The sequence below is a fragment of the Sulfurovum sp. MH2-6 genome (assembly GCF_058374785.1).
Genome location: NZ_CM178170.1, coordinates 2,472,044 through 2,492,500, shown reverse-complemented (window position 1 = coordinate 2,492,500; position 20,457 = coordinate 2,472,044). Strand labels below are relative to the sequence as shown.

Annotated in this window: 21 protein-coding genes and 2 rRNA genes; 16 read left to right on the top strand and 7 right to left on the bottom strand. The window is 42.7% G+C overall.

Features of this window, described 5'->3' with window-relative positions:
• Positions 1–283: 283 nt before the first annotated feature.
• The 4 genes from AC4JOV_RS12695 (at position 284) to AC4JOV_RS12680 (ending at position 6,431) form a co-directional block, all read left to right on the top strand.
• Positions 284–3,155: ribosomal RNA gene (locus AC4JOV_RS12695) — 23S ribosomal RNA — on the top strand.
• Positions 3,156–3,308: 153 nt separating this feature from the next.
• Positions 3,309–3,424 (top strand): 5S ribosomal RNA (rrf, locus tag AC4JOV_RS12690).
• Positions 3,425–3,811: 387 nt separating this feature from the next.
• A complete protein-coding gene (locus AC4JOV_RS12685; RefSeq protein WP_229937216.1) occupies positions 3,812–5,335 on the top strand; it encodes a DUF3373 family protein in 1,524 nt (507 codons plus the stop codon).
• Between the two features lie 157 nt (positions 5,336–5,492).
• A complete protein-coding gene (locus AC4JOV_RS12680) occupies positions 5,493–6,431 on the top strand; it encodes a DUF302 domain-containing protein (protein ID WP_229937217.1) in 939 nt (312 codons plus the stop codon).
• 70 nt (positions 6,432–6,501) lie between these two features.
• On the opposite strand, the gene AC4JOV_RS12675 is transcribed toward AC4JOV_RS12680, so the two are convergent.
• Positions 6,502–6,951, bottom strand: a complete 450-nt coding sequence (locus AC4JOV_RS12675) for an MOSC domain-containing protein (RefSeq protein WP_229937218.1) — start codon at positions 6,949–6,951, stop codon at positions 6,502–6,504.
• 348 nt (positions 6,952–7,299) lie between these two features.
• Here AC4JOV_RS12675 and AC4JOV_RS12670 point away from each other — a divergent pair, with 348 nt between their 5' ends.
• The 5 genes from AC4JOV_RS12670 (at position 7,300) to soxZ (ending at position 10,666) form a co-directional block, all read left to right on the top strand.
• On the top strand, positions 7,300–7,512 hold the full coding sequence (locus tag AC4JOV_RS12670) for a hypothetical protein (protein WP_491522161.1): 213 nt from the start codon (positions 7,300–7,302) through the stop codon (positions 7,510–7,512).
• Positions 7,485–8,630, top strand: coding sequence for a sulfite dehydrogenase (gene soxC / locus AC4JOV_RS12665; protein ID WP_491522160.1), 1,146 nt, complete (start codon positions 7,485–7,487; stop codon positions 8,628–8,630). The genes AC4JOV_RS12670 and soxC overlap by 28 nt, the downstream gene beginning before the upstream one ends.
• The gene (locus AC4JOV_RS12660; RefSeq protein ID WP_229937220.1) at positions 8,611–9,741 is read left to right on the top strand and encodes a c-type cytochrome; all 1,131 of its coding nucleotides are present in this window, start codon (positions 8,611–8,613) and stop codon (positions 9,739–9,741) included. The genes soxC and AC4JOV_RS12660 overlap by 20 nt, the downstream gene beginning before the upstream one ends.
• Positions 9,742–9,836: 95 nt before the next feature.
• Positions 9,837–10,283, top strand: a complete 447-nt coding sequence (locus AC4JOV_RS12655) for a thiosulfate oxidation carrier protein SoxY (protein WP_229937221.1) — start codon at positions 9,837–9,839, stop codon at positions 10,281–10,283.
• A 65-nt stretch (positions 10,284–10,348) separates the two neighbouring features.
• Positions 10,349–10,666 (top strand): thiosulfate oxidation carrier complex protein SoxZ, encoded by a 318-nt coding sequence (gene soxZ / locus AC4JOV_RS12650; RefSeq protein WP_229937222.1) that lies wholly within the window; start codon positions 10,349–10,351, stop codon positions 10,664–10,666.
• Positions 10,667–10,744: 78 nt separating this feature from the next.
• Here the strand turns inward: soxZ and AC4JOV_RS12645 are convergent, their stop codons facing one another.
• From AC4JOV_RS12645 to rpsT, 3 genes are all read right to left on the bottom strand, one after another.
• On the bottom strand, positions 10,745–11,209 hold the full coding sequence (locus AC4JOV_RS12645) for a hypothetical protein (protein ID WP_229937223.1): 465 nt from the start codon (positions 11,207–11,209) through the stop codon (positions 10,745–10,747).
• 73 nt (positions 11,210–11,282) lie between these two features.
• The gene (gene prfA / locus AC4JOV_RS12640; protein WP_229937224.1) at positions 11,283–12,350 is read right to left on the bottom strand and encodes a peptide chain release factor 1; all 1,068 of its coding nucleotides are present in this window, start codon (positions 12,348–12,350) and stop codon (positions 11,283–11,285) included.
• A gap of 70 nt (positions 12,351–12,420) precedes the next feature.
• The gene (gene rpsT, locus AC4JOV_RS12635; protein WP_229937225.1) at positions 12,421–12,687 is read right to left on the bottom strand and encodes a 30S ribosomal protein S20; all 267 of its coding nucleotides are present in this window, start codon (positions 12,685–12,687) and stop codon (positions 12,421–12,423) included.
• 137 nt (positions 12,688–12,824) lie between these two features.
• Between rpsT and glmM the strand changes: the two genes are divergently transcribed.
• From glmM to AC4JOV_RS12620, 3 genes are read left to right on the top strand one after another with little or no spacing between them, the layout of a single operon-like run.
• Positions 12,825–14,162 carry a phosphoglucosamine mutase gene (gene glmM / locus AC4JOV_RS12630; RefSeq protein ID WP_229937226.1) on the top strand — a complete coding sequence of 446 codons (1,338 nt, stop codon included), beginning with the start codon at positions 12,825–12,827 and terminating at the stop codon, positions 14,160–14,162.
• Positions 14,162–14,611: a signal peptidase II gene (lspA, locus tag AC4JOV_RS12625; protein ID WP_229937227.1), complete on the top strand. Its 450-nt coding sequence runs from the start codon at positions 14,162–14,164 to the stop codon at positions 14,609–14,611. Before glmM ends, lspA begins: the two co-directional genes overlap by 1 nt.
• Complete coding sequence (locus AC4JOV_RS12620) at positions 14,608–15,546, top strand: esterase-like activity of phytase family protein (protein ID WP_229937228.1); 939 nt, start codon at positions 14,608–14,610, stop codon at positions 15,544–15,546. The genes lspA and AC4JOV_RS12620 overlap by 4 nt, the downstream gene beginning before the upstream one ends.
• A 15-nt stretch (positions 15,547–15,561) precedes the next feature.
• Here the strand turns inward: AC4JOV_RS12620 and AC4JOV_RS12615 are convergent, their stop codons facing one another.
• A complete protein-coding gene (locus AC4JOV_RS12615) occupies positions 15,562–16,338 on the bottom strand; it encodes an inositol monophosphatase family protein (RefSeq protein ID WP_229937229.1) in 777 nt (258 codons plus the stop codon).
• Positions 16,339–16,364: 26 nt separating this feature from the next.
• Between AC4JOV_RS12615 and AC4JOV_RS12610 the strand changes: the two genes are divergently transcribed.
• Positions 16,365–17,180, top strand: coding sequence for a paraquat-inducible protein A (locus AC4JOV_RS12610; protein WP_491522159.1), 816 nt, complete (start codon positions 16,365–16,367; stop codon positions 17,178–17,180).
• Positions 17,181–17,203: 23 nt separating this feature from the next.
• On the opposite strand, the gene AC4JOV_RS12605 is transcribed toward AC4JOV_RS12610, so the two are convergent.
• Both AC4JOV_RS12605 and moaC read right to left on the bottom strand, forming a co-directional pair.
• Entirely contained in the window at positions 17,204–17,473 is a 270-nt protein-coding gene (locus tag AC4JOV_RS12605; RefSeq protein WP_229937231.1) for an HP0495 family protein, read from the bottom strand.
• Between the two features lie 9 nt (positions 17,474–17,482).
• Positions 17,483–17,956, bottom strand: a complete 474-nt coding sequence (gene moaC / locus AC4JOV_RS12600) for a cyclic pyranopterin monophosphate synthase MoaC (protein ID WP_229937232.1) — start codon at positions 17,954–17,956, stop codon at positions 17,483–17,485.
• A 171-nt stretch (positions 17,957–18,127) separates the two neighbouring features.
• Between moaC and AC4JOV_RS12595 the strand changes: the two genes are divergently transcribed.
• From AC4JOV_RS12595 to AC4JOV_RS12585, 3 genes are read left to right on the top strand one after another with little or no spacing between them, the layout of a single operon-like run.
• Positions 18,128–18,796, top strand: coding sequence for a recombinase family protein (locus AC4JOV_RS12595; RefSeq protein ID WP_229937233.1), 669 nt, complete (start codon positions 18,128–18,130; stop codon positions 18,794–18,796).
• 1 nt (position 18,797) lies between these two features.
• The gene (ccoG, locus tag AC4JOV_RS12590) at positions 18,798–20,234 is read left to right on the top strand and encodes a cytochrome c oxidase accessory protein CcoG (protein WP_229937234.1); all 1,437 of its coding nucleotides are present in this window, start codon (positions 18,798–18,800) and stop codon (positions 20,232–20,234) included.
• Positions 20,235–20,242: 8 nt separating this feature from the next.
• Positions 20,243–20,443, top strand: coding sequence for a hypothetical protein (locus tag AC4JOV_RS12585; RefSeq protein ID WP_229937235.1), 201 nt, complete (start codon positions 20,243–20,245; stop codon positions 20,441–20,443).
• Positions 20,444–20,457 lie beyond the last annotated feature (14 nt).

The window sequence follows — 20,457 nt, the reverse complement described above, 5'->3', positions numbered from 1 at the left end:
GAGATAGATGAGAGAAAAGACTTAATACAAGTTCTTGAGATAAGAATTTGTATTAGGTTTTACCTAAATGTTTTTTAACTTATTATTGTTAAGAGTCTAACGTAATGTTGCATGGTAAATGAATTACTTCATATATCATAAACAAATTACAATTTAACAGAAAATTATCAGAAATGATAATCTTTCATGTGCAAACTCATAAAAAAGCATACTTTTATTAGATAAAGATGAATCATGTAAAAATGACTCAGATTGCATTTAATAAGGTAGTACCTTAGAATTAAATAAATTAATCTAAGGGCAGATGGTGGATGCCTTGACCAGGAGAGGCGATGAAGGACGTACTAGGCTGCGATAAGCCAGGGGGAGCTGCCAAGAAGCATTGATCCCTGGATTTCCGAATGGGGCAACCCAGCATGTGGTGACGCATGTTACTCTTTCGAGAGAGCGAACGTAGGGAAGTGAAACATCTCAGTACCTATAGGAAAAGAAATCAACCGAGATTCCCAAAGTAGCGGCGAGCGAAATGGGATTAGCCCTAAAGAGTTTAAGGTGTTAGTAGAATAAGCTGGAATGCTTGACCAAAGAGGGTGAAAGTCCCGTATACGAAAACTAATTAGACTTTATTCGAGTAGGTCGGGACACGTGGAACCCTGACTGAATATGGGAGGACCACCTTCCAAGGCTAAATACTACTCCAGGATCGATAGTGAACCAGTACCGTGAGGGAAAGGTGAAAAGAACCGCGGTGAGCGGAGTGAAATAGAACCTGAAACCATCTGCCTACAATCATTCAGAGCCCTATGATTTATCAGGGTGATGGACTGCCTTTTGCATAATGAGCCTGCGAGTTGTGGTGACTAGCGAGGTTAAGGAAACCCGAAGCCGTAGCGAAAGCGAGTGTTAACGTGCGAATAGTTAGTTGCTGCAGACCCGAAACTAAGTGATCTATCCATGGGCAGGTTGAAGCTGGTGTAAGAGCCAGTGGAGGACCGCACGGGTGGAGGTTTAAAACTCCTCCGATGACCTGTGGATAGGGGTGAAAGGCCAATCAAACTTAGTGATAGCTGGTTCTCTCCGAAATATATTTAGGTATAGCGTCATGTTCGAAGTATATGGGGGTAGAGCACTGATTGGGCTAGGGCCTACACCAAGGTACCAAACCCAGTCAAACTCCGAATACCATATATGAATTCATGGCAGTCAGGCATAGGGTGATAAAATCCTAGGTCGAAAGGGAAACAGCCCAGACTACCAGCTAAGGTCCCAAAGTTCTATTTAAGTGGAAAAGGATGTGGAGTTGCTTAGACAACCAGGAGGTTGGCTTAGAAGCAGCCATCCTTTAAAGAAAGCGTAACAGCTCACTGGTCTAGCGATTCTGCGCCGAAAATATAACGGGGCTAAAATAGACACCGAAGCTGTAGATTTACACACTAGTGTAAGTGGTAGGAGAGCGTTCTAGTCAGCATTGAAGCCATACCGGTAAGGAGTGGTGGAGCGGCTAGAAGTGAGCATGCAGGCATGAGTAGCGATAAAACAGGTGAGAATCCTGTTCGCCGAAAACCCAAGGGTTCCTACACGATGCTCGTCAATGTAGGGTTAGTCGGGTCCTAAGTCGAGTCCGAAAGGGGTAGACGATGGCAAATTGGTTAATATTCCAATACCAACTATTAAGCGCGATGGGGGGACGCATAGGGTTAAACGAGCTCACTGATGGAATAGTGGGTCGAAGGGTGTAGGTAAGCTGGATAGGAAAATCCGCCGGCTGTTTCCGAGACCTGACAGGCTGATGACGCTCTTCGGAGAAGATTCAGAATCGTTGATACCGTCGTGCCGAGAAAAGCCTCTAAGTATATTAATAGTTGCCCGTACCGTAAACCGACACAGGTGGGTGAGATGAGTATTCTAAGGCGCGTGGAAGAACCCTGGTTAAGGAACTCTGCAAACTAGCACCGTAACTTCGGAATAAGGTGTGCCTACTCTTGTATATGGACTTGCTCCAGAAAGCGAGAGAGGTTGCAACAAAGAGTCCCTCCCGACTGTTTATCAAAAACACAGCACTTTGCTAACTCGTAAGAGGATGTATAAGGTGTGACGCCTGCCCGGTGCTTGAAGGTTAATTGATGGGGTTAGCATTCGTGCGAAGCTCTTGATCGAAGCCCAAGTAAACGGCGGCCGTAACTATAACGGTCCTAAGGTAGCGAAATTCCTTGTCGGTTAAATACCGACCTGCATGAATGGCGTAACGAGATGGGAGCTGTCTCAACCAGGGATCCAGTGAAATTGTAGTGGAGGTGAAAATTCCTCCTACCCGCGGCAAGACGGAAAGACCCCGTGCACCTTTACTACAGCTTGACACTGCAATTGGGATATATTTGTGCAGGATAGGTGGGAGGCTTTGATTCATCGGCGCCAGCTGATGATGAGCCATCCTTGAGATACCACCCTTATATATTCTGATTGCTAACTTGCGTCAGTTATCCTGACGGAGGACAATGTCTGGTGGGTAGTTTGACTGGGGCGGTCGCCTCCTAAAAAGTAACGGAGGCTTACAAAGGTTGGCTCAGATGGGTTGGAAATCCATCGTAGAGTATAATGGTACAAGCCAGCTTAACTGCGAGACGTACATGTCGAGCAGAGACGAAAGTCGGTCATAGTGATCCGGTGGTTCTGTGTGGAAGGGCCATCGCTCAAAGGATAAAAGGTACGCCGGGGATAACAGGCTGATCTCCCCCAAGAGCTCACATCGACGGGGAGGTTTGGCACCTCGATGTCGGCTCATCGCATCCTGGGGCTGAAGCAGGTCCCAAGGGTATGGCTGTTCGCCATTTAAAGCGGTACGCGAGCTGGGTTCAGAACGTCGTGAGACAGTTCGGTCCCTATCTGCCGTGGGCGTTGGATGATTGAGGAGAGTTGACCCTAGTACGAGAGGACCGGGTTGAACGAACCACTGGTGTACCAGTTGTCCTGCCAAGGGCATCGCTGGGTAGCTATGTTCGGATGTGATAACCGCTGAAAGCATCTAAGCGGGAAGCCAACTCCAAGATGAATCATCCCTGAAGATCCGCAGAAGACTACTGCGTTGATAGGCTGGGTGTGTAAGTGATGAGAGTCATTTAGCTGACCAGTACTAATAGATCGTTCGTTTTTATTTTATTCAACTACGGGTACTACCTTATTAAGTGCAAACTTAGTAAGATTGCAACCGATTGTAATTTACGCATTCTTTAGACTCTTAACAATGTTAAGCTCTCAAAGCTCTTTAGAGCAAAGAGAAACAAGTACATTACGATGTATTTCTTTCTCTTTGTGGTGGGGTTAGAGGGAGGGTCACACCCAGCTCCATTCCGAACCTGGAAGTTAAGCCTCCCATCGCCGATGATACTGCAGGCTACGCTTGTGGAAACGTAGGTCGCTGCCACTTTGAGTTTCTTCCTTTTTATTCAATCATTTATATTTATCATTGTTCACTTTTAGCTCACAAATATTTAGTCTACTTACTCCTATAGGATAATTAAATTCATAATATCCTCTTATTTTTAAACTTCTTAATTACTTATCAACTAAAATACTTTATAATGTGTATGAAAAGGTAACATCTATCAAGCATTGTTTACACCTTGTCCAAACAACGTTTTGCTTGCTTATTGCTTGCGTTGCCTTTTCAACTTTTATCTTTAATATAATATTTATAACTCCATATTAATTTATCTAATTTTTTTAAAAAAGTTTATCTATTTAAGTCTACACTTAGTCACTGTGTCATAAGATATGTGCTACATGTTTTGGACAAAAGAATAAAGGAGTAAACATGAAAAAAATTTTAACAGCTTCTCTCGTGACTGCTATGGCATTGACGAGTGTAAACGCGAGTTCGGTAGATAACAGAATAAGTGAACTAGAAACTGAGCTTGCAAAACTCAAGAAAGATCTTAAAAAACAAAATAAAAAGATCAATGAAGTAAAAGCACATGATGCCGGAGATAATATCAAGTGGGGTGCTGATGTAAGAACTGCCATTGATAATATCAATTATGATATGGCTAGTGGTAATGATTATAGCAAGAGTGATCTTATGTCTTTAAGACTATGGTTAAATATGGAGTATGCGGCAGATAGCAAAAACATCTTTAAAGGTCAACTTTCTATGAACAAAGCATTTGGTGCTGATTTCTATGATCCAATGAGTGATGGTTACAGCCGTTCTATGAGTATGGGTGGTTCATTTGACTGGACTGGGAATGAAGCATTGACTGATAATTCTCTTAAAGTAAGACAAGCATACTGGCTCTATCTTGGAGATAATGCATTTGGTGCTGATATTCCATGGACATTCTCACTGGGTAGAAGACCATCTACTAATGGTTTCTTGGCAAACCTAAGAGAGGATGACGCAGCACAGTCTCCACTTGGGCATGTGATTAATGTAGAGTTTGACGGACTAAGTTCAAAATTGGATCTTTCTAACGTTACAGGCATTTCCGGTATGAGTATTAAACTTTGTATGGGGCAGGGATCAACTAATGCCTATCCAATGTTAACACCTACACAATATGCGAATGATGATAATCAACTAGAGGATATTACATTGGCTGGTTTTATATTTGAACCATACAATGATGGCCAGTTTGTAACTAAGGCAACTTGGTATAAGGCATTTGATCTTCCAGGTATGAAAAGCCCTATGAATCCAGATCCTGATGATTACTTTCATCAATTTGGCGATATGGAAGGGGGTGCATTTTCGGTATTGGTTGATGGTCTAACTGATGATGGATTCCTTGCTGATACAAAGGTATTTGCTTCAATTGCATATAGTAAAACTCATCCGGATGCAAATAATGTTGATGGAGGTTATATGTTGGGCTCAAATGAGAGTGAAACAGGTACCTCATACTGGGTTGGTACTCAGTTGCCTATCATTGAAAATGGTAAACTTGGTTTAGAGTATAATCACGGTAGTAAATACTGGAGACCATTTACATATGCTGAAGATACTATGATCGGTTCTAAAGTTGCGGCGCGTGGAGATGCATATGAAGCGTACTTTACTTATCAGTTAACTGATGCTTTGAGTGCACAGATCAGATATACTGCTATTGATTATGATTACACAGGAAGTAATGGATTCTTCGGTAACTACAGTGGTACGCCTATGGACATAGATGGGATTAAACAAGCATATACTATGATCGAAAATTATGATGATACACAATTGGAAGGTATGGGTTTGACTGCTGAAGAGATAGCAGGTATGCATATGGCACATGATATGGCTGATATGATAGTTGATAAGGCTCAAGATCTAAGATTCTATATCAGATATAGATTCTAATCTTATAAACAACAAAGGGATCTCCTCCCTTTGTTATCACAAAATGACTCTTTTTTCACAATCTTCACACTTTTATCTTTTATATTTACAATGATAGAAAATAGTTTTGTGGATTAAAAAATTTGAGTTATAATACACAAAAAGTAAAAGGAATACTATGAAACTTATAGCAAAATTTTTTGCTTTGGCAATGTTCTTGACAGCAGGTTTGATGGCTGCAGATGCAGTGAAGCATGATGTGAGAGTCTTTGTATCGGACAATGCTGATAAGAAGATCACAGCGACAACGATCGAAGAGGCATTTAAAAAAACAGGATTCGTCATTGCTGCGAATAATAATATGAATGCACCGTATCTGAGAGATTTCAACGATACATCATTTGATTTTTACAATCTTGCAGTGGTATTTAGAAAAGATACTGCACTGGCATTGGCTGAGCAATATCCTGAAATCGGGCTTTTCACTCCAATGAGTATGTCAATCTGGACAAAAAAGGGTGACACTACGGTCTCTGTATCCTCTATAGCGCCACATGCAATGGCGAGAATCATGGGCGTACCTGAAGACAATGAGCATATTATCGCATACGGTAAAAAAGTGGAAGAGGCACTGAAAGCTGCAATGCCTAACGGTAAATGGATCACACTTCCATATGCGATGAAAAATGTAAAGCGTGACTTTATCACACGTACTTCATTTGAACAGGACGGTGATGACTGGGAAGAGTCAAAAGATAACTACGAGATGGCATTCGAAGGTGAGTTGGCGCCAAAAGGATTTGTAATGGCTGGATTTACAGACCTGAACTATGACTTCGAAGAGAATGACAAAGAGTGGTACTACTTCTATGATGTCTACTCAATCTGTAAGATCGCTGTGATTTATGAAGTATCAAAGCTTCACCCTGAAGCAGGTGCTTTTGCTCCTTGTTCAGCATATATGTATCAGAAGAGAGGCGAGAAGACAATTCATGTCGCATTCCCGAATGTACATAAGTGGATCGATGCGCTCAATATCACAGATAAGGCGTCAATCGATGTATTACTTGAGGCACAAAAAGGATTTGAAGATATCCTAGGAAAAATCAAGAAATAATTTTCTCTGATCGACTCGGGTCTACCGAGTCGATCCTCTTTCCCCTTTTTTAATCACATAACAATCAAACTTACTTTTCATCTAAAAGCAGAATCTCATCATCTACTTTTATCCATCCCGGTTTAACCACATTGACAAAAACTCCTCTGTCGTCTTTAAGTAGCTTTGGCACTTTTTTATCAATCGATGAGAGGTGTTTACACATCGTACAGTCCTGACAGATCTTAACGATAGAAGTGCCTATCTGTATCCGTGTACCGACAGGAAGTGCATAAGGGTTATAGTCTATCAAAAGGTTTTCTCCCAGTGCACCCTGTGGAATCGTAATACCCTCTTTTTCTACCAGCTTATAACTATCAATAGAAGTAACGAGTATGGAGCGGTCAAGGTCCTTTCCATAATGTTTATCGAGTAAAATCCCCTCTTCATCTACCTGAAGTATATTTTTTGAAATTCGCTCATTATTTTCAGGGGTTGTGATATATAAAGCGATCACTTTTCCTACATTTTTTGATTGCATGATTGTCCTATATTTTCAAAAAGTATTGTAAATGTATTTTAACATAATTGATGAGTTTTACTGAGGTTTTACAGTAATTACATTATAATAATATAAGTAAAAAAAAAGAAAAATATTACTTCCACCCTTCCAGTATAATCAGTTAAATTTATTAAAATGAAATGTTTTATTGATTAAAGATAATTATTCTCTTAAAATTGTAGAATTTTGTGAGATAATGTTCTATATATCTAAATCTTTATAAAATTTCTTGACATTTTAACTTATTTTCTAATACAATCGGTGGCAATAGTGATTCTATTATATAAACTAAAAAATGAGTACTGTTAACTACTATAAGGAGGTTATATGACTAAGATAAGTAATGCTTCTCAAACTGAAATTCAGTCAGAGAGAAGAGACTTTTTTAGGAAGACTGCGGCGTATTCTGTAAGTGCCCTTGCAGCAGCAAGTGTCATGGCGCCGGTGAAAATCAATGCAAAACATCCAAGCACGAATCCAGAGGATGATCCTGCAATTGTTGAAGAGAAACCATGGGTACAACATTCGGTTACCCTGTAACTCACAATCTTTACGGACAACCATCTCCGTATGAGCATAACGTAACAAGAAGAAATACTCAACTTCTGACTTCTGGAAACTGGTATGCATCTATTGCGATGTGCCCGATCCATGAACTTAACGGTATCATCACACCAAACGGACTATTCTTTAGCCGTAGCCACGGTGGTACAGCAGAGATCGATCCAAATGAACACCGTTTGATGATCCATGGTCTTGTTGATAAACCGCTTGTACTTACTATGGATGAACTTAAAAGATATCCGAGTGTAAGTAGAGTGCACTTTATCGAGTGTCCGGCTAACGGTGGACCAGAGTGGAGAAACCCACAGTTCCCTTCAACTCAATTCGCAAAAGGTATGATGAGTTGTGCTGAATGGACTGGTGTTTACATCAAAGATATCCTTAAAGATCTTGGATTGAAACCAAATGCGAGATGGATGTTGGCTGAAGGTGCGGATAACTCACACATGGGTAGAACTGTTCCGATCGATAAAGTACTTGACGATGCAATGGTTGTATGGGGTCAAAACGGTGAAGCACTACGTCCAGAGCAAGGGTATCCAATCAGACTACTTGTCCCGGGTTGGGAAGGTAACCTATGTGTAAAATGGCTATGTAGACTTGAGTTCGCTGATGAGCCGTTCTATGCGAAAGAAGAGACAGCGAAGTACACAGCATTGAAACCAAGCGGAAAAGCGATCCAGCACTTCTATGCGAACGAAGTAAACTCTATTATCACATCTCCATGTCCTGAGTACGACTGGAAAGACCTTAAAAAAGGTGACCTGGTTGAGATCGAAGGACTTGCATGGAGTGGACAGGGTACTATCGAAGGTGTGGATATCACATTTGACGGTGGTAAGAACTGGGTAGAAGCAAGCCTTAAAGGACTTGTATTGCCAAAAGCATGGACAAGATTCAGCTTTATGTACAGATATGAAGGTAAACCATTACTTCTTGGAAGCCGTGCGAGAGATGATGCCGGGCATATCCAACCAAGCGTTAAGCAGGAAAGAGCGGTTATGGGAATTGAGTCTGTGTATCATAGAAATGCTACACATATCTGGGAAGTTACAGCGAAAGGAGAGGTGAACAATGTTCAAGTCTTATCATAAATTATTACTATCAGCAGCATTAGTTGTATCTGCAGCTACTTCTGCTGCAGTGGCGGGAGACAAAACGACTTCTCGTACTTATGAAAACGGTAAGAAAGTAATTGACGGTGGGGCAACATACCCTGTAGTAAACGGGAAGACTTCAGCTTACTTCGTCAATGAGAAGGCACACAGTAAAGGTGGATTCACATACGGTAGAAAACCTACAGATAATGAAATCAAACACTGGGATATCGATGTAATGCCTGATGGTACCGGTCTTCCGGAGGGAAGCGGTTCTGTAGAAGATGGTGATGCACTGTATGAAGAGAAGTGTGCGTCATGTCACTTTGACTTTGGTGCAGGTGGTGCAGGATATCCGGCACTTCAAAAAGGAAATGCATACGAAGGTGTGAAATCTCTTAAAAACCAAAGAACAGATTCTACTGTAGATGCGCCAAGACGTGTATTTGGTTCTTACTGGCCACAAGCTAGTACACTATGGTGGTACATCAAGACAGGTATGCCTCACCCGGCGCCACTTAGTTTGACAGATGATGAAGTCTATGCGATTACTGCATATATCATCGCTATCAATGAGTTGACAATTGACGGTGAAGAGCTTGATGATGAGTACGTACTTGACAGAGAGAAGTTCTTGAGACTTAAAATGCCTAACGAAGATGGGTTTGAGCCTAAGATCGATGGTAAAGACGGTCTGGAGAATGTTCGTAAGTACTACAATGACTTCAGTAACTACGGTAACGGTACAAGATGTATGAAGAACTGTTTTGAGGGTGAACCGGTGATCGCTAGAATCCAAGGTGCCGGAATCAGTGACTATGAGCCGCCACTTTCAACTGAGAGATCTATGCCTGCTAAAAAAGGCGGAGAGATGCCTGGTAAGAAAGAGTATGAAGCAAGCTGTTCAGTTTGTCATGCTACAGATGCGATGGGTGCACCTGCAGTAGGTGATAAAAACGCTTGGGATGCTGTGATCAAAAAGGGTATGGACAATGTATACCACAACGCGATTAACGGTATCAACGGTATGCCGCCAAAAGGTGGAACATCATTATCTGATGATAAGATCAAGCAGATCGTAGACTATATGGTAAGCCAAAGCAAGTAATAGTGTTCTTTCACTATTGCTTCACGATTAGACAGTAATATTATGAAAGATGCTAGGCCATAGCGGCTTGCAGAATGAATGAAAGGAATTCAAAAATGGAAAGAAGAAAATTTTTAGGTTTAGGTTTGACAGCTGCAGCTGTACTACCGGTAGCACTTAGCGCAAAAGATTTCAGACAAGAAAAGCCTGATGCATGGACTGCACATAAAGTACAACCCGCAATCGAAGCACTATACGGTAAAATCACTCCGGTAGAAGAGGGTGTAACAGTACAAGCTCCAAAAGTAGCATCAAACGGTGGTGCAGTGCCAGTGAAAATCAAGTCTGATATTCCAGCGAAAACTGTAGCTATTTTCCAGGATGCTAACCCGGAAGCAACTGTAGCGGTTTACGATCTTTCTGAAGGTGGAATCATCGACTACTCAATCAAGATCAAAATGAAGGGTTCTGGTACTATCACTGCAATCGTAGAAGGTAAAGACGGTAAGTTCTACCTTGGTAAAGTTTCACTAGAAGTTGCACTTGGTGGATGTGAAGGTTAATCTTCACCCTGTATAAGTATAGAGAATCAGTAGAATTAGCGTAGAAATAGAATAAAGGAAAACCTATGGCAAATATGAAAATCAAAGCAAAAGCAAGTGGTAGTGTTGTAAAAGCGAAAGTAATGATCAAACACGACATGCTTACATACGATCAGGCAAAAGCAAAAGGAAAGGACGCAAACTTTATTACACATATTACTGCAAAAGCAGGCGGTAAAGTTGTACTTGACATGTCTACAAGTCAGTTCCTTTCAAAAAACCCGTTGATCAAATTTAACTTCAGCACTGAAGGATTGAAAAAAGGTGACAAACTTGAGATGAGTTGGACGGACCTTTCTGGAAAAACTGTGACTGAAGATAAAGATATTAAAGGTCTTAAATAATTTGTATTCTCACTGACCATTTTGGTCAGTTGAGACCGTAGCTATGAGAGAGCTACTTGCAAAGTAGTTGTTTTATATCTACAGTATCCGGGTGATATCAAACCAGTGTATCACTTCTCTTTTAAGAGTGCTCTCTTTACGCCTTTGAAAGTGATCTTCCATATCAAAGCCCTCTTTCCCGTAACCCTCTTTATATTCATCAATGAGTGCTGCATAAACGTTCTCTTTCATGGCACTGATTTCGTAAGTGACCTTTTCATATTTTTTATTATCGATGGTCACTGTTTCTCTATCGCGTTCATTGAGGTTGATACTGCCATACCTTTGATCTTCAGGGAGTGACATATTCATTTCACCGTAGGCTCTGATGGAGGCAAAGGTATGTTCAAACTGTATCAGAGGCATGGTATTTAGTTCGTGGATAATCGTTGCTTCTTCCTGTGTATATCCCCATCCTCCGCTGATAGGAAGATCCATATCAAAGGCTGATTTGATAATCTCTTTGAGATTACTCTCATGTAGAAGTGGTTTAAAGTTGCTCATAGAATTTCTTTTGTAATGGTTTTTGATATTATAGAAAGAAAAGGTTTAAAGAGAGAAAAGAGTAGAGGTGGACTTATAGTCCAGCCTCCTGGATCGCTTCTGCCTGGGCATGTTGTATCAATGGATCGACAACGAGGCTTAGTTTACCGTTATTCATCACATCATCCAATGCATAGAGCGTGAGACCGATACGGTGATCTGTGATCCTGTTTTGCGGGTAGTTATAGGTTCTGATCTTTTCAGAACGATCGCCTGAGCCTACCTGTAGTTTACGCTGAGAGGATGTTTCATCCAGCTGTTTTTGAAGCTCTGCTTCATAGACCCTCGCTTTGAGGATCTTCATCGCTTTGTCTCTGTTTTTGTGCTGAGACTTCTCATCCTGGATGGCAACGACGATTCCTGTAGGGATGTGTGTAAGACGTACGGCTGAGTCTGTGGTATTGACCGATTGTCCGCCACATCCGCTTGAGCGATAAACATCCATTTTGATCTCGTTTGGTTTGATATCAACTTCGACATCATCCACTTCCGGGATAACCGCTACAGTGATAGCAGAGGTGTGAACACGGCCTTGTGTTTCAGTGTCCGGTACACGTTGTACACGGTGTGTCCCTGCTTCATATTTGAGTTTAGAGTATACACTGTCACCTTTGATCAATGCGATCAATTCTTTGTATCCTCCTGCTGTTCCGTCACTGGAACTTACGATCTCTACTTTCCAGCCTACAAGATCAGCATAACGGGTATACATTCTAAAGACATCTGCAACAAAGAGTGCACTCTCATCCCCACCTGCCCCTGCACGCAGTTCAAGATAGATATTTTTATCATCATTCTTGTCTTTTGGGATCATAAGCACTTTGATCTCATCTTCAAGTCTAGGAAGCATTGGCTCAAGTTCTGTCAGTTCTTCTTTTGCGAGTTCTCCCAGTTCGGGATCGCCAAGAAGTTCTTTGTTCTCTTCGATTGCTTCAGCAGTCTGGATATAGAGTTCGGCCTTTTCGACAAGTTCGTTCAAACCGGACTGTTCTTTGCTCAGCTCTGTCATTTTCTTGATATCACTTGCAATATCAGGTGAGCTTAACAGTTCAGATATCTCTTTGTGTCTGTCAATAAATGGTTGAAGTTTTTCTTTGAACATTGGGTGTTCTTTGTATTGGGATGTACAGATACCATCAATGGTATCTGTAAAAGAAAGAGTGAAGCGTAACTTATGCTTCGATAGCGTTTACCATCTTGTGAAGACGGCTTACTTTTCTTGCAGCAGTTGTTTTCTTGATGAAACCTTTGCTTACCATTGAGTGGATCTGCTTGTTTGCCACTTTAAGTGCATCTGTAGCAGCAGCTTTATCTGCAGCATCTACAGCGCTCTCTACTGCTTTAGTGATGTTTTTAAGTCTTGTTCTGTAGTATCTGTTTCTCTCTGCTCTTTTTTCAGTTTGAATGATACGTTTTTGTGCTGATTTATGGTGTGCCATAATGTTCCTTCTTATAAATATTGAGCGAATATTAGCATCTTAAACTTAAAATAATATTAAAGTGAACAACTGTTCATTGCTTGATTGTTTATGCTATTTGGGTAAAATATTGGAAAATTTTTTATGAAGGATAAACCTTGACACTATTTGGTACTGATGGGGTACGCGGAAAAGCGGGGAAGAAGGTAACAGCTGAGGCATCAATGCGCCTGGCAATGGCAACGGGTATCTATTTTAAGCAATTTGCTAAAACAAAAAAAATATTGGTAGGAAAAGACACAAGACGTAGTGGCTATATGATCGAAAATGCCATTGTATCAGGATTGACTGCCGTAGGGTTTGATGTGATACAGATCGGGCCTATGCCTACACCTGCGATAGCCTTTTTGACCGAAAGCATGCGTTGTGATGCGGGGATCATGATCTCTGCAAGCCATAACCCGTACTATGACAACGGGATCAAGTTCTTTGATTGTGAAGGGAACAAGCTCAACCGTGACAAAGAGGAACAGATCGAAAAGATCTATAACGACAGTGATCTGATCGCTGCTTCTCAGGCGACGGAGAAGATGATCGGTAAGTCAAAACGTATCGATGATGTGATCGGCCGTTATATCGTACATATTAAAAACTCTTTTCCTAAGCATCTTACGTTAGCAGGTAAACGTATTGTGATTGACTGTGCGAATGGTGCGGGTTATGTGGTCGGACCGACGATTTTACAGGAACTGGGTGCTGATGTGGTCGTGATCGGAGATAAGCCTAACGGGTTCAATATCAATGAGAGCTGTGGGGCGATGCATCCTGAAGTGTTGGCCAAAGCAGTGCGGGAGTACCGTGCAGATATTGGTATCGCACTGGATGGCGATGCAGACAGAGTAGTTGTGGTAGATGAAACGGGTGAAGTAGTTGACGGGGATAAGCTTATGGCAGTACTTGCGGTACATCTACACAGACAGGGAGAACTGAAAGGCGGCGGGATGGTTGCCACAGTGATGAGTAATCAGGGGCTGGATGAGTATCTGCGGTCACAAAACCTTGAGCTTCACCGCTCAGCAGTCGGAGATAAGCATGTGGTGGAGATGATGATGGAGAACGGTATGAACTTCGGGGGTGAACAGAGCGGACATGTCATCTTTTCTGATTATGCCAAGACAGGTGACGGACTCTCCAGTGCACTGCAGGCATTAGCCTATCTGGTCAGCGAAGACAAGAAGGCCAGCGAAGCATTCAATCCCTATGAGTCCTATCCTCAAATGCTGGTGAACCTACTTGTGGATGAGAAGAGGGATTTTGACGAGATAGAGGGACTGCCAGCGCTCAAAGAGAAGGTAGAAAAACTCGGTATGCGCCATCTCTTTAGATACTCCGGTACGGAAAACAAAGTACGTCTTTTACTGGAAGGAAAAGATGAAAAGGTACTTGAAGAGATGATGGAGGAGTGTGTGACATTCTTCAAAGGGGCATTGGCTTAATGCGAGGGATTTTCATCTTTTTGTTGGCTGCTGTCGGCACATTTATCATTGACCAGGGGATAAAGTCGATCTTTATAGAGGGGTACTACCGTGCAGGATCCTGTATCGATCTGGAACTGCACTACAATAAAGGTGTGGCCTTTTCCCTATTTGCTTTCCTTGGTCCCTATCTTAAGTGGATACAGGCACTATTGGTCACGGGAATATTCGCTTTTGTGGTCAAAGAGGGATACCTGAAGCGGTATGCTCTTCCCGTGGGATTAGTGATAGGGGGCGCATTGGGAAACCTTTATGACCGGTTTGTGCATGAGGGGGTAGTAGATTATGTTGCATGGCACTGCGGATTTGATTTTGCAGTCTTTAACTATGCCGATGTGGCGATCGATGCAGGGATCGTCTGGTTGCTGGTCATGATCTACTTTTTCCCTGACAAATCAGAAGTCAAATGAGACTGATCCCCCTCATATGCATCTTTTTCACCTCTCTCTATGCAGGGGTGCTTTCCGTAGATATTACTCCACGCGGCAAATGTGATCAAAAAATCGGGATCAAGATACTTGATCAAAAGTATCTCTCTTATAAAAACATCGAAGGAATAGACTTCTCTGAACTTTCAGACCTTGCATATGATCCCAAAGAAAAAAAGCTTTTCATGATCAGTGACGAGGGAAGACTTTTTACTTTTCATGCACGCTTCTCTGATAAGATCGATCTCTTAAAGCCTCTTGGTGCGACACGTATCACGAAGGAGAACGGAAAGAAGTTTAAAAAATGGAGAAGAGACACAGAGGGGCTCTGTCTGGGATCAAGGGGAGGAGTGCTGATCTCGTTTGAGGGAGAACCGAAACTTGGGCTTTTCGGTGAAGACGGCAAACGTATCAAGAAGTACAGACTTCCCAAGCCGCTGAGAGAGGCCAAGAACTACCGTAGCAAAAACAAGTCACTTGAAGCACTGGCATATCACCCAAAGTATGGGGCATTGATGGTAGCAGAGTGGCCGCTGAAAAGTGATCATAAGAAACAGCAGACGATCTATTCACTCAGCGGTAAATCGTGGCACTTCAAGGCGGAACCTGAAGCGCGAAGTGCTACGACTGCGATAGAGGTAATGGATGACGGCAACCTGTTGGTACTGGAGCGCTCCTTTACGGATTTTCTCGACCCGTTTGTGATTACTCTTAAAAAGGTCTATCTGGCAGGCTGTAAAGAAAACAGTCTATGTCAAAGCAAGGTACTCATCAAGATGGACTCCCACAAAGGATGGGATGTCGACAACTTCGAAGGGCTTGCGCGTGTGGGAAAAAAACGCTTTGTTATGGTGAGTGATGATAATGACAACTTTTTCCAGCGTACGCTCCTGATCTACTTTGAGGTGATAGAGTAGCTTGAAAGGTCTCCTTTAGATCTTTTCAAGCTTTTCCAGAAGCTGTGTATGTACTTTGCTATTGCTGGCTACGATGCTCTTGTCGTCAAAGTTGTATCTTTCCCCATTTACATTGCTCACTTCTCCGCCTGCCTCCTGTACGATCAGGATACCTGCGGCCACGTCCCATGGTTTGAGATCGATCTCGTAGAAGGCTTCTACTTTTCCCTGGGCAAGATAGCAGAGGTCAACGGCCGCTGCACCCAGTCTGCGGATATCCTGGATATGAGGAAGAAGGTTGGTCATACAGTCGATCACCCATCGGTACTCAACACCGGCATTGACCTTGGCATAGGGGAACCCTGTGGCGATCAGTGCATTTTGCAGTCTGCTTTGCGTGCTCACCTCAAGTTTTTTTCCGTTACAGTAGGCCCCTTCTCCTTTGACTGCCCAGAAGAGCTCTTCGAGAATGGGGTTATAGACGACAGCCAGTACCGGCTCACCCTCTTCCCAGACGCCGAGTGAGATGGCAAGGTGTGGGATGCCGTGTACGAAATTGGTCGTACCGTCTATCGGGTCGATATAGATCGCCTTCTCATAGTGGTAACTCCCCTGATGGCTCTCTTCTCCTACGAGTGCATATCCGGGGAATGCCTCTTTGAGCTGATCGATGATAAAGGTCTCCGTCTTAACATCAAATTCGGTGACAAGATCAACTACCCCTTTGTGCGAGACCTCTTTGTGAGAAACATATCCCTCTTTTACGATCTCTCCTGCTTCCAGTACTATCTGTTTTAATCTATCTATATTCATAGGAACGATTATAGTATAATCTCTCTATGAAGAATAAGATAATGATACCGTTATTGTCCCTGATGGTGATAATCATGGGGTATTTTGGACTGCAGGCTTACTCCCAGGCAAAGAAGTATGAGCAGAGTACCCAAAAGCTGGTGATGGAGAAGGATGTTTCAAAACAGGCCGAATATCAGGCGAAGGCGTGGGTGGAGAAGTTAAGCCTGGGATATTATGCCAATGAGAAGCGGGTATTGCGTGAAGAGGTCATCAGTGCCCAAGAGCTGCATCGCTCGGAGGCGAAGCGTTACACCCTCTATGTAATGGGAATGCTTGCCATGATTTTTATGGGATCTTTAATGGCAGGGCTTAGATTTTTCACCTTCTTTGGTGCCTTATCGGCGTTGGTCGTACTCTACTTCGGTCTCTTTGCACCTCTCCTCACCGTTACGATCCATAAAGAGCTGGAGTATATCGGTGATGTCGTACTCTCTTTTGAGTCTAAAAGCCTTTTGGGGTCGGTTGTAAAGCTGTGGGAGAGTGGTGATATCGCTATCGCATTGGCGATCCTGCTCTTTTCCGTACTGATACCGTTGACGAAAACCCTCTCTTTGATGTTTGTTTCTGTCGTGATGGAGAGCAGGTTCGCGCATGGTATCGTGAAGTTTTTCAAGGTGATCGGAAAGTGGTCGATGCTTGATGTCTTTGTGGTGGCTACGCTGCTGGTCTATATGACCGGCAATGGTTCGGATGTAAGCCATGCAGAGGTACAGGTAGGGCTCTATTTCTTTTTGGCTTATGTGATTGTCTCTATGCTGGTAAGTTTGAGTGCGGACAAGATGTTGGAGAGAGTAAAGTAATGTGTAAAGCAGAGAGGGTAATACTAGATCACCATCTCCACATCTTTATGCTCCTGAAAGTATCTAAAGATCCTGTCTCTCTCTTCCTGGGTATCAACGACGCATGAAGCATTATAGGTGGTGAACTTTCCTGTCCTGGATCTGTTGCCAAGTGAACAGAGGTGCTCCTTTTCCCCCATTACCTCTTTGATGCAGGCCAGTAGCGCATCCTTATCCCGCCCAATGAGTTTGAACCCCCACTGGGTCGGATATTCGATTTTTGGTTTTTCCTGTGTATTATTGTCCAGTATCATACTTTCTCCTTACACTCTTGTAAAGTCTCCGGATTTCCCGCCGGATTTGTTTTCCAATTGGATATTTCTGATCACCATGCCCTTATCGATGGCTTTGAGCATATCATAGATCGTCAACAGTCCTGTACTGACTCCGGTCAGGGCCTCCATCTCTACCCCGGTTTGGCCTTTAAGCTTTGCTGTTACGGTCAGCTTGAATCCCGGTAGTTCTGGTAACTCCTCGATATCGGTCTTTACCGAAGTAAGCATCAAGGGATGACACATAGGGATCAGCGTACTGGTCTGTTTGGCACCTTGTATCGCAGCGATGACCGCGGTTTGGAGTACGGGTCCTTTTTTGGCGGTATTGCCGATGACAGCATCATAGGCCTCGGGTGTCACTTCGATCATACCTGACGCCACGGCGATACGTATGGTATTGTCTTTGTCTGAGACATCGACCATTTTGGGTTTGTTTTGTTCATCTAAATGTGTAAGATCCACGTTATTCCTTTGAAATGTTTCCAAATGATTATCAGGTTATTTTATCATAATTATATTGCTAAGAGACAGACAGTCTGACGAAAAAAAGATACAATTGACGATTTTTATCTAAAAACCATTGACTTTAATCATCAAAAAGAGTATGATAATAGAAATGAGAAAGGAAATAGAATGGTATATGGTTACATCAGACAGCTTCACGGTTTAAGTAGTTTGTCAGATCAGCAGCGTGATATTCTCTCTTTTTCATTGGCTAATGATATTCAAATCGATAAAGAGGTAGTGGAGTATTCAAACAGACCACTTAAGATCGAGGAGAGAAAAGAGTTTGAGGAGTTTTTGCGCTCTCTACGCGAAGGGGACATGATTGTGATTTCGTCGCTCTCTGTACTCAGTCAGCGTACTGAAGAGTTGATCAAACTGATCAACTGTTCACTGAGCAAAGAGGTTACCTTGTATGTTGTGAATCCTAAGCGGCTGATCGATAAGACAAGCAAAATCCTTGATCTTTTTCCTCTACTCAATGACTTGAGAGAGGCGGAAGTATCCAAGAGTACCCAGATAGGGCGCCCTAAAGGAAGCAGATCCTCTTCAAAGTTCGATAAATTTAAAGTTCAGATCATGGATCACCTCAAAGAGGGGATGAGTGTGAGTGCGATCGCACGGGAGCTTGAGGTGAGTCGTAGTTCTCTTAAAGATTATATCGAGTCAAGAAACCTTAGGGAATTGGTCGAAGGGTCCTGGGTGGAGGTTAATCGTCCAGACGGGATGCAAGAGGGTGAGGACAGGGTTCTGATCTGTCCTTTTGAAAAACATAAATTAAAAGATGAGGTATTGTAAAATGGAAGCAACAGCTCAAAAAAAGAAAGTCAGTAAAAAAGAGTATTTAAAGGGGTGGATCCCTTATAGTGTAAAACGTTATTGGGCGTATCTGATCGCAACGATCGTAGGTGTCGGTATGCCTTGGATCACCATCAATGGAAATCACCTTTTCCTGCTTAGTTTTGACCATAAGAAGCTACACTTGGCCGGAACAGTCTTTGATATGCAGGAGCTCTACTTGATGCCGTTCCTGTTGATGCTTCTCTTCCTGGGAATCTTCGCAGTCACAGCAGTGGGCGGTAGAGCATGGTGTGGATGGGCCTGTCCTCAAACGATCTTCAGGGTAATCTACAGAGATTTGATCGAGACGAAGATCCTTGGTCTGCGTAAGCGTATCAGCAATAAGCAAAAAGAGCCTGATATGAGTAAGACCGAGAATAAAGTGAAAAAAGTCGTTGCTATCCTAATGTGGTCGGTACTTTCACTCGTGGCTGCAGCAAACTTTATGTGGTACTTTGTGCCTCCTGAAGATTTCTTTGCGTATTTGGCAAACCCGATGGAGCACATGGTATTGCTCGGATTTGTCGGAGGCTTGGCTGCTTTCTTGATCGTGGATGTTGTTTTCCTTAAAGAAGATTTCTGTGTCTTCATCTGTCCATACAGCCGTGTACAGTCAGTACTTTATGACGAAGACACCATTATGGCAGTCTATGATCCTAAACGTGGTGGAGAGATCTACCAGGGACACGGAAATGACAGACAGAAGATGTATACAAAACAGAAAGCGCTGCTTGAAGTGGAACCGGGAGCAGAGTGTACGACGTGTGAAAGCTGTGTGACCGTATGTCCTACGCATATCGATATCCGTAAAGGTCTTCAACTTGAGTGTATCAACTGTCTTGAGTGTGTGGATGCCTGTACGGAGGTAATGGCAGCATTTGGAAAAGAGTCGTTGGTAAGATGGTCAAGTGAAAAAGAGGCCGTACGCTATGAAGGTAAGACAAAATACCTCAGAGGAAAGGTGATCGCTTACTTTACCGTATTGGCGATCGTACTTGTCTCACTCTTTGTTATGGGAAGTAAAAAAGAGCATATGCTTCTCAATATCAATAAAGGTACAAGACTTTATAAAACGATACCGGGCGGTGTGGTACAAAACGACTATCTTTTCTTGTTCCAGAATACAGATAGCAAACCGCATACCTATACGTTTGAAGTGATCAATAACGATAAGATCGAGATTGTACGTCCGAAAAATCCTATCAAGATAGGTCCGGGCTTTAAAGCAAAAGAGGTGGTTATCCTTGAGACAAAAGAACCATTGGCTCAGAGTCATGATAAGGATGTATCGGTCCCTGTGAAGATCAAGGCGTATGCAATTGATGAGAAAGAGAAGATCGTGATCGAAAGAGACCTGATCTTTACATACCCTAGACTTGAAGCACTCAAAAAGTAAAGTGTGTGATGATGGAGCAGCGTGAGCCTTCATTGGAGAGTTTGGAAGATTACAGAGGAGAGGAGAAGTCAGAGAAGCGATTGACGATCTGGCTGGTTATCCTCTCCGGTCTGCTGGTGGGTGCGCTTTACAGCATTGTGAAACTGACTGATGTATCGTCTGCCGAAGCAGCCAATACGCAGGAAGTAACCGGTATTTTAAAGTATTAATCAGAGTGAGAAGG

Bases quoted from the DNA above. Each gene is read 5' to 3' on its own strand.
- prfA (WP_229937224.1), bottom strand. From the start codon at position 12,350: ATGTTCAAAGAAAAACTTCAACCATTTATTGACAGACACAAAGAGATA.
- ccoG (WP_229937234.1), top strand. From the start codon at position 18,798: ATGGAAGCAACAGCTCAAAAAAAGAAAGTCAGTAAAAAAGAGTATTTA.
- AC4JOV_RS12680 (WP_229937217.1), top strand. From the start codon at position 5,493: ATGAAACTTATAGCAAAATTTTTTGCTTTGGCAATGTTCTTGACAGCA.
- AC4JOV_RS12585 (WP_229937235.1), top strand. From the start codon at position 20,243: ATGATGGAGCAGCGTGAGCCTTCATTGGAGAGTTTGGAAGATTACAGA.
- soxZ (WP_229937222.1), top strand. From the start codon at position 10,349: ATGGCAAATATGAAAATCAAAGCAAAAGCAAGTGGTAGTGTTGTAAAA.
- AC4JOV_RS12595 (WP_229937233.1), top strand. From the start codon at position 18,128: ATGGTATATGGTTACATCAGACAGCTTCACGGTTTAAGTAGTTTGTCA.
- AC4JOV_RS12685 (WP_229937216.1), top strand. From the start codon at position 3,812: ATGAAAAAAATTTTAACAGCTTCTCTCGTGACTGCTATGGCATTGACG.
- AC4JOV_RS12620 (WP_229937228.1), top strand. From the start codon at position 14,608: ATGAGACTGATCCCCCTCATATGCATCTTTTTCACCTCTCTCTATGCA.
- soxC (WP_491522160.1), top strand. From the start codon at position 7,485: ATGGGTACAACATTCGGTTACCCTGTAACTCACAATCTTTACGGACAA.
- AC4JOV_RS12675 (WP_229937218.1), bottom strand. From the start codon at position 6,951: ATGCAATCAAAAAATGTAGGAAAAGTGATCGCTTTATATATCACAACC.
- AC4JOV_RS12655 (WP_229937221.1), top strand. From the start codon at position 9,837: ATGGAAAGAAGAAAATTTTTAGGTTTAGGTTTGACAGCTGCAGCTGTA.
- AC4JOV_RS12645 (WP_229937223.1), bottom strand. From the start codon at position 11,209: ATGAGCAACTTTAAACCACTTCTACATGAGAGTAATCTCAAAGAGATT.
- AC4JOV_RS12615 (WP_229937229.1), bottom strand. From the start codon at position 16,338: ATGAATATAGATAGATTAAAACAGATAGTACTGGAAGCAGGAGAGATC.
- rpsT (WP_229937225.1), bottom strand. From the start codon at position 12,687: ATGGCACACCATAAATCAGCACAAAAACGTATCATTCAAACTGAAAAA.
- AC4JOV_RS12670 (WP_491522161.1), top strand. From the start codon at position 7,300: ATGACTAAGATAAGTAATGCTTCTCAAACTGAAATTCAGTCAGAGAGA.
- AC4JOV_RS12605 (WP_229937231.1), bottom strand. From the start codon at position 17,473: ATGATACTGGACAATAATACACAGGAAAAACCAAAAATCGAATATCCG.
- lspA (WP_229937227.1), top strand. From the start codon at position 14,162: ATGCGAGGGATTTTCATCTTTTTGTTGGCTGCTGTCGGCACATTTATC.
- AC4JOV_RS12610 (WP_491522159.1), top strand. From the start codon at position 16,365: ATGAAGAATAAGATAATGATACCGTTATTGTCCCTGATGGTGATAATC.
- AC4JOV_RS12660 (WP_229937220.1), top strand. From the start codon at position 8,611: ATGTTCAAGTCTTATCATAAATTATTACTATCAGCAGCATTAGTTGTA.